Raw genomic sequence first — 12,946 nt, 5'->3', positions numbered from 1 at the left:
GACCACGGCGGTTGCTAGATTCGCCTTGCCGACGAGTTTTCCTGTGGGGTCAATCGACTCAAGTGTCGCTGCTCATTTCCGATGACGGAAAATGGGTGGCAATTTCGTTTCTTATGTAGGGTGAATACACGTACGTCAATAATTTTCCCCACGATAATAACGCTCAAGCTTATGATCCAAGTGAACGAGCTGTGATCGTTTCTCTTCAATTTCATTCAACAGTTTTTGCCTCTGGTTTTGAATGAGTTCGATCCGCTCGGGTAAAGTAGAAGTGCCGGCATTGACCAACTCGCGGTACGCTTTGATTTCCTGCACGCTCATGCCAGTTTCACGCAGGCATTTGATGAAAATCAGCCAACCGACTTCGTGCTGAGTATACAGGCGGTTATTGTGTTCGTCGCGTGCGGCTGGTTCTAAAAGCCCTTTTCTTTCGTAAAAACGGACTGCCCCTATATTCAATCCCGTTTCTTTGGCGACTTGCCCAATGGTAAACATTTTGCTCACTTCCAAACTTCTTCTTTGACCTACACCAAGTGTAGCATAGTAGACTTGAGTCGTTGGAATGACACTTCACGAAAGAAGGACCAGAAATGAAACAAATCGCTTTTGTGACAGGCGCGAATAAAGGGATTGGTTTTGAAATCGCCAAACAGCTTGGTGAAATCGGCTGGACGGTATTACTTGGCGCGCGCAGCGTTGAACGCGGCGAAGCTGCAGTTTCTGAATTGAAAGCTCGGGGATTAGATGTGATATTTGTGCAAATTGACATGACGGATCTGGAGAGCATTGAAAAATCAGTCGAAACCATCAAAGAAAACTACCCTGATTTGACGCTCCTTATCAACAATGCGGGTATGCCGGGCAAATTTTCCCCTTCATTTAGCGAAACCAAAGAAGAGGATTTGCGCAACGCGTTTGAAGTGAATTTCTTCGGCACATTTCGCTTGAATCAACTTCTCTTTCCATTGATCAAGAAAAACGCAGGCACCATCGTGAATGTTTCAACCGATATGGCGTCGCTGCATCACATGCAAAACTTTGCATTTGCGCCAAACGCGTTTGACTATAATTCGTCCAAGACGGCAAACAACGCAATGACGGTGTCCATGGCGCTTGAGTTAAAAGACAGCAAAGCGCAGGTATTCGCGGTGACGCCTGGTTTCACCACAACCGATTTAAACGGCAATGCAAAGGGCGGTAAATCAAAAGACGCTGGGGCGGCCATTATCGTGGATTATGCAACCGACGGGAAGCGTCACAATGGGGAATTTTTAGATGAAAATGGCGTCATGGCCTGGTGATTGGATGGGCAGGTCCCGCAGCATGTGGGGCCTGCTTTTTGTATAGATCCGTTGCTTTGACGGCCGATGGAAAGTCCAAGCAGTTTGCGAATCGGGATGCTAGCATTTATGGATGACTGTCTTCAAGGTTGGCTGCAATACACCGTCAAAAATAATATCTAACAGCTTTGCGTCAGGACGGCCAAATCCTGCCCTGTTTGATCCTGATACCACACCTGAACATGCCTCGGTATGTGCCCCACAAAAGGTGAACCAACTCGTCAAAGCGAACGTTCTCCCGGATCTCGCCGCGTGAATTGGCTCGCTGGTAAGCGGCTTGGAACATGGTATTGGCAGGATCCAACGCTTGTATGCCAATGTGGAATTTGATTCAACTTTTGGAAGCGGGTCGGTTTTAAGCGTGTTTGGGATGGAACCACGTGGACAGTGGGTAATGAGTAAGTGACAGATACGGGCCTCGATCAATGTTGAGGCCCGTTGTTTTCATTGTGGCAGGTGGGTGCGCTTTGCATGGTCTGTACATATGTGAGATTTACATAAAAAAACTCACTCCCCAGAAGGAAGTGAGGGATTTGCCATGAATTCAATGGTGCGTGTCGCCGGAATCAACCTTGTGGCCATAGTGTTTCTTCACATTTTCGATGGCGTCGCCGTCGATTAAATACTCCGCGTTTGGCGTGCTCAGTTTCAGGATGCGTCCCTTCAAATCAAATGTGGAATCTCCCAAGTGAATTTCATAAGAGTCTCCTGCTGCCGTGGTGACGATCAATTCTCCCCATTGTTGGAGTTGTTCTTGAACAGCTTCCATTTTCATGATGCCATGCCTCCAAAATATTAGAATTTGGTCGGTATTAGGCCGGGAAAGTCGTGCGGCCATGTCGCCAACGATAATCTTTAATATCTTTGTTACCTTTTCTAAGCTGATGTATACGTGGAATCTGATTTGAAACGATGAAATGCAGGGAATTTAGCACAGCAAGTTATAACTGTCGTTCCTGGCTGATGATAACGAATGTTGAACAGTAAATTTGGGATTCGCAATTGCGGAGGATATTATCTGAATGGTCATTGTTTTCACGTGAAACATCCATGCGGCGAAAGGTGGTTGCTCTGCTTCACATTGAAGAAAGTCATATAAAAATAATAGTATACTGATAAAGTATCTCAAGTAAGAGGTTTCAAACGTCTTGTTCATTTCCAGCAAAGGGGGTGCATGATATTTTGCAACAGTCAAAGGACTCCATTCTCAGGCAATCATCATTTACAAATTATTGGATCTCTCAAATTTTGTCATCGACATCTTTCCAGATGTTATCTGTCGCCATCGGATGGCAAATGTATTCGTTGACGCACAATGCTTTTAGTCTCGGTTTCGTGGGACTTGCCCAGTTTATCCCGATGGTGGGGCTTACACTGATTGTCGGTCATGTGGCGGATCGCTTTGACCGTCGCAAGATCGTGTTCTTATGTCGATTTATCGAAGGCGGCATCGCTGGCCTTCTGCTGTTTGAGAATCTGGTCGGGACGCCGAATCGCGAACAAATTCTGCTAGCAGCGGCGGTGATCGGCGCTTGCCGAGCTTTCGAAGGGCCTTCGTCTTCTGCGCTCTTGCCGCAGTTGATCCCAACAGAGAACCTGCAGCAGGCCATCGCGTGGAGCACTTCGGGCGGGCAATTGGCGCAGATACTCGGACCTTCGCTTGGTGGGCTGCTTTATTCATTAGGCCCTTCTTACGTGTACGGTGCTTCCACTGCGGCGCTGTTCGTCGCTGGGATTCTCACTTGCTTCATCCACGTGGAGAGAAGCGCTCGCGAGTTGAAACGCGTATCCATACGTTCACTTTTCTCTGGTTTGGCTTTCATCTACCATCGTCCAGTGATTTTAGGCACCATCTCGCTTGATCTCTTCGCTGTTCTGCTGGGTGGGGCGACGGCGCTCCTGCCGATCTTTGCGCAGAATATTTTACATACGGGCGCTTGGGGGCTGGGGCTTCTGCGGACTGCGCCGGCGATCGGCGCATTGGTGATGTCGCTCATTTTTGCGTATTTCCCGCTCAAAAAGGCGTATGGTCCCACATTGTTCGGGGCGCTCGCCGTTTTTGGCTTGGCCACGATGCTTTTCGCAATTTCAACCAATATGATCGTGTCTTTGGTGGCATTGTTTCTTGTCGGGGCTTCGGACGTCATCAGCGTTGTGATCCGCTCTTCACTTGTTCAGTTGCAAACGCCTGATGAGATGCGGGGGAGAGTGAATGCGGTCAACTCGCTTTTCATCGGGACGTCCAACCAATTGGGCGAGTTCGAGTCAGGGATGGTGGCAGGGTTTATTGGCGCTGTTCCGGCGGCATTCTTCGGTGGCCTGGGGACAATCGTTGTCGCGGGTCTGTGGATGTATTTGTTCCCGTCGCTCAGGCGGATGCGGTCGTTGTCCGAAGGGTAGAGCACACTAGGGGACATGTGAAAATCCGTCAGACTGTATGACCAAAAGACTTTTCACAAGTCCCCTAGTTGATTGCACTCATCTCGTGTCTTCTCTTCAGTTATGGCAAGACAATCCCATCCTTTTTTTCACGTGAATTGTATCTACAAACCTCCTGTTTGGCTTCGCTATAATCCGTTGCAAGTTCAACGGATTTGGGGGGAAGCAAGATGAGCGAATTTACGTTGAGATGGTTGCCGGACAAGCGGATGTACAGGGAACTCCGCAGGATCGCAAAAAGCTGGCCGCAACACCAGCAAGAAAGCATGGATAACCTCGGTTTGATTCTCTACGAAACCTGGTCAGCCGTTCAGCGGTGGCAACCATTTCCGAGCGTTTGCGTCTTAAGCTGCAATGACGAGTGTGTAGGTGTTTTGTGTGGCTTTTTATGGCCGCGTCAAGGCGCTTTTCGCATTCAGCACATCGTCATTGCCCAGCCTAGCCGCCATGATAGGGAACAGTATCGAGAAATCCAGCACAAGCTTGTCGAAGCGGCTATCGATTTCAGTCAAGAGAACGGGTATCACGGATGGGTAAGCTGTGCGCCAGAAGAGAAGGACGCGCCGATGTGGACAAAACTGGGCTTTCGTCTCGATGTCGATGGGCTCACATACCGACGGATGGGATATTTCGCTGGGCTATGAGGACAATTTGGCATCTGAGTGTACCTATATTGTTTCTATCCACAAAGGAAATGTCCCAGTATAATTGTCCCAATCAATCATTCGTTTGGGGCGATTTTAATGCAGCATATGCAAATTCCACTCAATCGAAACTCGTCGGAACCGATGTACCTGCAGATGGTCCAGTTCATCAAACAGCAGATTGCTGTTGGGAATCTTTCTTCAGGCAGCGTTCTGCCGTCTATTCGCACGATGGCAGAACGGCATGGTGTCAGCAAGACGATTGTCTCGATGGCCTACGCAGAACTACAAGCCGGTGGACTGGTGGAGGGGCGAGTCGGGCAAGGTACGGTGGTCACCGCCTCTTCTAAGTCATCTGCGCAACCCGTGTATCTATCACCTGAACTCTCCTCAACCCCTGGGTTGATGTACGATTTTCTCAATCGTCCAGCTCAGGAATGCACCATCAATTTCGCGATTAATTCTCCATCGCCTGATCATCTGCCATTACAGGCGTTTAACCGGTATTTGCGGGCTGTGCTGAACGATGGCATTGGCGCTGCGCTTCAATATGAACCTTCTGAAGGGTACGGGCCGCTTAGGAAAGCCATTGCCAGGCATCTGATGGATCGCGGGATCGTCGCTGCGCCGGAGGAGATCATGATCACATCTGGCGCACAGCAAGCCATCAGCCTTGTCATTGGCGAATTGGCCGCGCCTGGTGAGTGTGTCGTGGTGGAAAGTCCCTGTTACATGGGCACGCTGGGCATCTGCGCCGGGCACAGTGTCCGGGTTGTCCCCGTGTCCGTCGCCAACGGCGGGATCGACATGGACGTCGTGGAGGACGTATTCAAACGCATGCGGCCTCGGTTGCTCTACACCATGCCGTCATTTCAAAACCCGACCGGCGTGACGCTCGATCTCGCTCGTCGCAAACGTCTCATCGAGATCGCCTCGAAGTATGATGTGACCATTGTCGAAGATGGGGTCTGCAGCGAGCTTCAGCTGTTTGGCCAATCCCCTCCAGCCTTGCATGCGTTGGGTGGGCCTGTGATTCATTGCGGCTCGTTTTCAAAGTCGTTGCTACCGGGGTTGCGGATTGGCTATATAGTGGCGCCACCGGACGTCATCCGTCGTCTGACCTTGCGCAAACAGATGTATGATATCAGCAATCCAGGGTTGTTTCAGCGCGCGCTCACCATTTTTCTCGACAATGACCAATTCAATCCACATTTGCGGAAGGTTTTGGCGGTATACCGTCAACACAGAGACGCGACTTTAGAAGCTTTGCGAAATTACATGCCAGAAGATGTGACCTGGAGCGAACCTGAAGGCGGTCTTGGCATTTGGGTGCGCTGTCCGCTGCAGATAGATACCACAGCGTTGTATCTGGACGCCAACCAGGCGAAAGTCACGTTTGCGCCCGGCAGGGTGTTCTTTGCTGCAAATGCGCCGACGAATTATTTGCGCATCAGCTACGGCGTGGAGACGCCAAAACGGATTGATGAAGGCATCGGTCTGCTCGCCGAACTCATACGAAAGCATATGAATCAGGCAGTGGGACATCACGCGATTTTGTGATGGAAGGCTGCTGACAAAGCTGAGTTCATCTGAATGGGACTAAAGTCGGATTTCCCACTATTCAAACAGTGGTAAAATTATCATATTGGCGCAAGAAAATAACGGGCCTACCTTTAGTTGAAATGCAACCACATAGGTATAGGGGGGTGAAGTAGCTGTTGTATGAAATCAAAACGCTGACATCACATAACTATAAAGACGTGGTTTGTGAAGCATCTCAGGAAATGCCTTCTGTGAATGTACTTTCAGATCAGGAACAGAAGTGTCAATCCAACACAATCCTGCACCGTGTTGCGGTGGTCAGTGAATCTGGTCAGATGCTTGGATACGGCAGGGTCGTAAGCGGGCCATGGGATCCAGGTACCAGCCCAGGGGACTTCAATTTCGTGATTTTGGTTGCAAAGGAATGGCGGAAATCTGGCATCGGCAAGCATATATATGATCATATCCTTCAGTTTTCCAAACAAAATGGTGCAAAACGCCTGTCTACATTTGTCTATGAAACAGAACAAGAACAGTTGAACTGGCTGGAGAGATTGGGTTTCGCGAAGAGCATCCATACGTTTAATTCCGTCCTTGACTTACAAAAGTTCGATCCCCATTCGTTCTCGACTACTTTACAATCTGTTCGATCTACTGGTTTGAAATTCGCTACTTTGGCGGATTATCCAGATACGGACGAGATGTTCAGCCGGTTCTTTGATGTGATGATGGAATTGACCAGCGATGTTCCCAATGCCGATAGGATGCAATTCCCGGACTTTGATACCATGAAGTACATATGTAAACATATGGCGCCGTGGGAGCCGTCCGCCATTCAGCTCATTGTGGATGATCATCGCTGGGTGGCGATGTCAGTCCTCACGCGGATGCCAGATCAGTGGTATAACTGTGTTCTTACGGGGGTGGATCGCGATTATCGTGGTAGAGGGCTTGCGTTGGCAGTCAAGGTAAAATCTGCTGAGTACGCGAAGAATAACGGTGGGCAATTTATTCGGACCTACAACGATTCCACGAATGATCGCATCCTTCGGGTGAACCAAAGAATGGGTTTTGCAGCGCAGCCAGGTCAATACACACTTGATAAAATGGTTTGATGACAAGGAACCATTGTTTTTTGAATCTTCATCAATTATTATAATCACATCCATTGTGCGAGGTGAGCCATACAGTGATACATGCCGTTTTTGGTCAGTTAATGTAAATTAACTGAATCGTTGTTCGTCGCGGAAAAGCATAGTCTTGTTTGAGTATGCCCGTTTAGGAACAACGTTGTGAAGAACGATGGCATGTGACACCTATGGTTTCATCGGAAAAGATACGGACTAAATTCGTGCGTTCTGTGCGGAATTTATATGCGCTTTTGGGTAACTCCATTTTTGGCTTACCCAAAAAGGCGATATCTTCTTCCAAAGAGGCTGTAGATGAGCGTCAGCGTTCATCTACAGCCTCTTTGTGTTGATTTAGGCATTCCAATATTAAAGGGGGAAGTGGCTCCGTGACACCAACAAGGCCAAAACCATATAAAAAAATCTCGAATACGCGTATTCCTTTGGCGTATTCCCGACACTGGAGTTACTTGACGCACAGTTGGATAAAGTGATGTACATCATCATCAGTTCAAGAATAACGCCCGGCGTTGGGGAGGAGAAATTATACGAAAAATGCGCGATGGGGGGCATCGATATTTACATCAATGACCAGTGGATCGAACGGCTATCGCCGCGGGAGGGCTGCCACGCAATCGGTGTATTTCGCAAATATAGCAAATCGGTCGATCACGACGCGAATCATATTGTCCTTGTGAATCCAAGCAATATGGGCAATCTGGGGACGATTCTGCGTACGGCCCTAGGTTTTGGCATCATAGATGTTGCCATCATCCGCCCTGCCGTTGATATATTCGATCCACGCGTCGTCAGGGCTTCGATGGGCGCTATTTTCAGGATGAGATGCGCGTATTTTGATGATATTGACACATATTTGAGCGAATTCGGCAATCGCCGGATCTACGCGTTTATGGTGAATGGCAGGCACTCGCTATCAGCTATTTACAATCATCATCCGCACGGCCCGTTCAGTTTGATCTTCGGCAATGAAGCAACGGGTTTGAGTGAGGAGTACCACAACCTTAGTGAGTCGGTGTACATCCCTCACGATGAATCCATTGATTCACTGAACTTGGCCATTGCGGTAGGCATCGCGTGCTATACTTTTTCTACGTAGATAAAGAGCAGTTCCAAGCGGGAGGTGAGGTGCCTCGATGCGGTTATCACCAACGGAGTCTGATATGTCTTATGAGGCTCGGCTTGCGCGTTTCGCCGAAGTGTCCACTGCCCTGGCGCTGCTTAGTGATGAACGGCTTCGCGAGTTAGTCGCAGAAGCTACCATCTTTGGTACCGGTATTGGTGGCACGACGGCGTTGTTGCGGCTTGAGGACATATCGGTGTTCGTGAAGATCATTCCACTTACGGATTTGGAAATACAAGCGGAGCATGTCATGTCCACCGCAAATGTATTCCAACTTCCAACGTTTTGCCACTATGGTATAGGTTCACCGGGGAGTGGCGTGTGGCGCGAGGTCGCCGCGCACGCAATGACCACCAATTGGGTGCTGGCGAAACGTTCCGATAGCTTTCCGTTGATGTATCACTGGCGGGTGCTCTCAAACCACGAACGCAGAACGCCTCTTCACGAGGAACTGAGCGACATTTCACGCATGGTCGCGTTCTATGACGGTTCCACGGCGGTGCGGAATCGCCTTGAGGCAATTCAACAGGCCGCGAATTGTGTCATGCTATTCTGTGAGTACGTCCCCTATCATTTGCACGACTGGCTAACCGAGCAAATCGCCTGCGGCGAAGAAGCAGCGAACACTGCGTTCGCCATGGTGGAGCACAGCTTGCGCTCCTCGACTGCGTTCATGACCGCGAACGGGTTGCTGCACTTTGATGTCCACTTTAGAAATGTGCTCACCGATGGACGGCGTCTTTACATTTCAGACTTCGGTCTTGTGACATCCGCTCGCTTTGAATTGTCCGAAACAGAAAAGGAATTTTTCGCGCAGAATAGGCTGCATGATGGATGTTATGTGGTGATGGAGCTTGTGAATTGGTTAGTCAGCGCTTTGACTGGCGCGGAGGAACGGAAAGCGCGTGTCGACTTCATACGCCGGTGCGCTGATGGTTACGAACCAACAACAGAGATGATGGCTTCAGCCGCAGCCATCATCAAGCGGTACGCACCCATAGCTGCTGTGATGAACGAGTTTTACGGTAAGCTTGTTTGGGAGAGCAGAACGACACCCTTCCCAGTCGAGGAGATTCAGTCGGTTTGTGCAACAACCGGGTTTGATCCAGTGCTGTCACCGAAAGCTTCTGCCTTGTCTGAGTCGGGAATCTAGTGTTTCGCCTATGAGGCGTGATCGCGATAATGGAGATTTTTTATGTATAGCACCTTTACGAACAAGTCGATTACGGCATTTTGTACACCTGAGTGTATATTTTATGATATAAATGTGGCAACAATGGAACAGACAGTTCTGTAATAATTTTATAAAATTTGACTGATCAAGTCCGAATTTGTGTGTACTTTCCCTCTTCGGTTATTTCTTAAGCTGGTTGCCTATCAAACTGGGTCTTTCACCAGGCCCAGTAGTCGTCCATCGTCAGATAGACTTGTCGTCCACTGCTCATCCATCTCCATCAACAAAGCTCCCAGTCCCCAGATCGAGTTTTGACATGGCGATCGGTCACCGTACAAGTCAACGATGGACTGACGTGATCGAAATTTAGAAACGAGTTCCATTGAACAAAACAAGAAGAACATGTAGTGTATCCATGCTAGAGTTCCTTTTCGTGGATTTGGACAGACACTACCCTTCCTTCATGATAAGGAACTTTTTATTTATCTTCGACCTCTGAAGACAAAATACCGTGGATCTTACAAGAACATTAATGCAACGCTAGTGATAACAGTTCGAGACCCATACTCGTCAACATCAGAGATTCAGGAACGCACCTACCAATTATTTATCACGCATTGTATATAGCGGTGAACGAATGGTGAAATCAAATTCGGATTTTTTAATCCTGTATAATAGCAAAAGCCGGATGGGGCCTATCTATCCAGTGTCTTTTGCTATTATTTTCGGAATGAATACATTTGCTGCGAATCAAGTGTGTCTGCAACCATGTGGTGACAAATCAGCCCGCTCTGAATTGTGAGCGCGCTCCTACCATGACATGGGATATGGGCAACCACATCTTGTGAAGTTCATGGGACAATGCATCCGCGACCTGTAAGGATCAGTTCGGGCCGGAGGTAGGCTGGAAGTGCATGATAAACGAATGAGATCCTGGAAAACTGCGTTATTGTGACCAAGCGAAACGCGCCTGATACACTTGTTCACAAACGGCATGTTTATTGCAATACGGACCAAGTTCTTTTATGAACATAAAATCACAGTAATAGAACTCGGTTATCTGTCTTCTAGAATTTCGATGAATTTCTGTGTGCCGACAGAACCTTACAACCTGCCTCTTGTAATTGTTCGATGTAATTCTCCGGTGCTTCACTATCGGTGATAAGTAACGCCACCTCATCCAATCGAGCTACCGGCGAGAATGCCACCTTTTCAAACTTACTATGGTCAGCAACAATTACGGGTTGAGTCACAGTATGGAGCATCGTTCTGTCTGTACGGCTTTCCATTAGGTTGGGCGTAGTAAATCCAGCCAAAATGTCCACACCATCTACCCCGACGAAAGCGTAGTCCGCGTTCATTGTAATTAAAGCTTCATCAGCCATATGTCCAGATGCGACATAGGAGTTTCTGCGTACAATCCCACCAATAACCACCAAATTTACTGTGTCATAACCAACCACTTCTGTAGCTATATTGATAGCTGGAGTCACGATGGTAATGTCTTTTTTTTGGCACAATTCGCGAGCTATGTATTGAGTAGTCGTTCCACCGCTCAACATAACTACTTGCCCGTCTTCAACCAGAGATGCTGCCACCTTCGCAATTTCTCTTTTCAACGCATTATTTTGACCCAGCTTCTCCTGAAGCCTTATCTCCAATTGAGGTGAGCTGTTTAATACAGCGCCTCCACGTACTCTTCGTAAATATCCTTGGGACTCTAGAATATCGAGATCTCGTCTCAAAGTAACATCACTTACGCCAAACTGAAGTTGTAATTGTTCAATGGTGAGTTCTTTATTTTTTTTGGCCAACTCGGTGATTGTTCTGCGCCTTTCACTTGCATTCATCGTTTTCACCTCAAAGTTCAATCTTGTTCACCACTTTATTGTTTGTTATATCTGATTTTCATTTTAGCACATGATTAGGGGAAATTGCGACCATTCATGTTATTTTAGTGTTATCATATGTTTATATTTTATTTCTTATTTTGCTTAAATTTGATTGGTATGTGTTGATTGTTTTGTTTTGATTCAATGATTACCGATAGAATATCGCTTGGTTTTAATCAATAAAAAGTGGACGTTATAGAATTTATTCCAATGCAATTATCCGTGTATATCTTGCCTGTTCATGTTTTGTTTATTTTACGATATATTTATATTTTTATTTTATTTTAATTATTTTATTGATCGAATCTTTGTCGGATGATAATATGAGTTTCGAATAACGATCATTATTGTGTTGTGAAGTAGATTATCCGCGGAGACTTCTACCACTGGAAAGGGGATGAAATCATCACTGCTCCGCAATTGTGTAGCAAGACCCGCTTATCGGTAGCATGTTGTCGTCATAGGAATGACAGGAGCCTTTGTACTAGTCGGAATATTGAACAATTAGTCATGACGGTAGTTTTGATAAAAATGAAAAGAGCGTGAAGACGCACGAACGTTGGTGCAGAATGAGGTGGTGCTGATAATGGATGCAACTTTTGAAGAGATTACAAATCAACCGAATTCGTGGGCAAAAACCCTCGAGGTTATGAGTGAAATGTGGCCGAGCTGTGGGATATCTTTGGAAGCCGGTAATACGCATGTTTTGTTTATTGGATGCGGTACTTCATTTTACTTGGCACAAAGTGCAGCTAGATTATTCCAGGAAGTCACAGGTAAGGTTTGCCTAGCTGTTCCAGCCTCAGAAATTATCTTTGCTGATACAAGTATCATTCCTAATGATGTTCCTGTTGTAGCCTTTGCGATTTCGCGTTCGGGAACAACATCCGAACTTCTGATGGCGGTTGAACACTTGCAAAAGAACTATCCGTATGTTGAAACGGTCGCTGTCACTTGCCATTCTGACCAAATGCTGGCGAAGATATCGCAGACTGTGATTAGCCTGGATCACGCAAGTGAAAAATCTGTTGTAATGACACAATCATTCACAAATATGCTACTTGCATTGCAGTGGGTTGCAGCCACTAGTGCAGGAAGGGAAGACCTATTAACTGAACTGAATCAATTGCCAGTAATACTTGAGCGCGACATTTCAAAGATGATGGATTTCGGAAGACGGATTGGAGCGAATATCGATTTCAAACAGTACATTTTTCTTGGATTGGGTACTTATTATGGTTTAGCTACCGAGGCAACTTTAAAACTGAAAGAAATGACCCAGACTCCTTGTGAATCTTATAATCCTTTTGAGTTTCGGCATGGTCCGATTTCCATTGTTGAAAATGGGACTTTCGTCGTGTTTTTGGTCATGAGGGAAAATATATCCTACACCTTGGATATCATTGCAGATGTAAAGGAAGTTCATGGGCAGACGATCGCACTGATTCCGGATTCTATATCCGATAATTGTGGGGCTGATTTTGTTCTTCCTCTTGATGGCGCTCTTACCGATTGGGCGCGAAGCTTGTTGTATATGCCTGCACTGCAGTATTTGGCGTATGCTCGTGCGAAGTTACTTGGATTAAACCCAGATCAACCTCGCAACCTAAACCAAGTGGTTGTTCTAAAAAGCGTTTCTCAGTAATG

11 protein-coding genes are annotated in these 12,946 nt (G+C 47.1%); 8 read left to right on the top strand and 3 right to left on the bottom strand.

The window, feature by feature from the left end:
• Positions 1-135 precede the first annotated feature (135 nt).
• Positions 136-495 carry a MerR family transcriptional regulator gene (locus ACFSB2_RS14650; RefSeq protein ID WP_377943844.1) on the bottom strand — a complete coding sequence of 120 codons (360 nt, stop codon included), beginning with the start codon at positions 493-495 and terminating at the stop codon, positions 136-138.
• 95 nt (positions 496-590) lie between these two features.
• On the opposite strand from ACFSB2_RS14650, the gene ACFSB2_RS14645 reads away from it, so the two are divergent.
• Positions 591-1,301, top strand: a complete 711-nt coding sequence (locus ACFSB2_RS14645) for an SDR family NAD(P)-dependent oxidoreductase (RefSeq protein WP_377943818.1) — start codon at positions 591-593, stop codon at positions 1,299-1,301.
• A gap of 583 nt (positions 1,302-1,884) precedes the next feature.
• On the opposite strand, the gene ACFSB2_RS14640 is transcribed toward ACFSB2_RS14645, so the two are convergent.
• The gene (locus tag ACFSB2_RS14640) at positions 1,885-2,115 is read right to left on the bottom strand and encodes a hypothetical protein (RefSeq protein ID WP_377943817.1); all 231 of its coding nucleotides are present in this window, start codon (positions 2,113-2,115) and stop codon (positions 1,885-1,887) included.
• Between the two features lie 407 nt (positions 2,116-2,522).
• Here ACFSB2_RS14640 and ACFSB2_RS14635 point away from each other — a divergent pair, with 407 nt between their 5' ends.
• From ACFSB2_RS14635 to ACFSB2_RS14610, 6 genes are all read left to right on the top strand, one after another.
• Positions 2,523-3,740, top strand: coding sequence for an MFS transporter (locus tag ACFSB2_RS14635; RefSeq protein WP_377943816.1), 1,218 nt, complete (start codon positions 2,523-2,525; stop codon positions 3,738-3,740).
• Positions 3,741-3,949: 209 nt separating this feature from the next.
• Positions 3,950-4,423 carry a hypothetical protein gene (locus ACFSB2_RS14630; RefSeq protein WP_377943815.1) on the top strand — a complete coding sequence of 158 codons (474 nt, stop codon included), beginning with the start codon at positions 3,950-3,952 and terminating at the stop codon, positions 4,421-4,423.
• Positions 4,424-4,522: 99 nt separating this feature from the next.
• Positions 4,523-5,983 (top strand): MocR-like pyridoxine biosynthesis transcription factor PdxR, encoded by a 1,461-nt coding sequence (gene pdxR, locus ACFSB2_RS14625; protein WP_377943814.1) that lies wholly within the window; start codon positions 4,523-4,525, stop codon positions 5,981-5,983.
• Between the two features lie 233 nt (positions 5,984-6,216).
• A complete protein-coding gene (locus tag ACFSB2_RS14620; RefSeq protein ID WP_377943813.1) occupies positions 6,217-7,080 on the top strand; it encodes a GNAT family N-acetyltransferase in 864 nt (287 codons plus the stop codon).
• Between the two features lie 502 nt (positions 7,081-7,582).
• Positions 7,583-8,209, top strand: coding sequence for a TrmH family RNA methyltransferase (locus ACFSB2_RS14615; RefSeq protein WP_377943843.1), 627 nt, complete (start codon positions 7,583-7,585; stop codon positions 8,207-8,209).
• A 37-nt stretch (positions 8,210-8,246) separates the two neighbouring features.
• Complete coding sequence (locus tag ACFSB2_RS14610) at positions 8,247-9,386, top strand: protein kinase family protein (protein ID WP_377943812.1); 1,140 nt, start codon at positions 8,247-8,249, stop codon at positions 9,384-9,386.
• Between the two features lie 1,088 nt (positions 9,387-10,474).
• Here the strand turns inward: ACFSB2_RS14610 and ACFSB2_RS14605 are convergent.
• Complete coding sequence (locus tag ACFSB2_RS14605) at positions 10,475-11,257, bottom strand: DeoR/GlpR family DNA-binding transcription regulator (RefSeq protein ID WP_377943811.1); 783 nt, start codon at positions 11,255-11,257, stop codon at positions 10,475-10,477.
• 628 nt (positions 11,258-11,885) lie between these two features.
• On the opposite strand from ACFSB2_RS14605, the gene ACFSB2_RS14600 reads away from it, so the two are divergent.
• Positions 11,886-12,944, top strand: a complete 1,059-nt coding sequence (locus ACFSB2_RS14600; protein WP_377943810.1) for an SIS domain-containing protein — start codon at positions 11,886-11,888, stop codon at positions 12,942-12,944.
• The last annotated feature ends 2 nt before the right edge of the window (positions 12,945-12,946 follow it).

Origin of the sequence: Alicyclobacillus fodiniaquatilis (assembly GCF_042678105.1) — a bacterium.
GTDB lineage: Bacteria > Bacillota > Bacilli > Alicyclobacillales > Alicyclobacillaceae > Alicyclobacillus > Alicyclobacillus fodiniaquatilis.
Note: the sequence above shows the minus strand (reverse complement) of the source record. Positions and strands in the feature narration are given on the sequence as shown.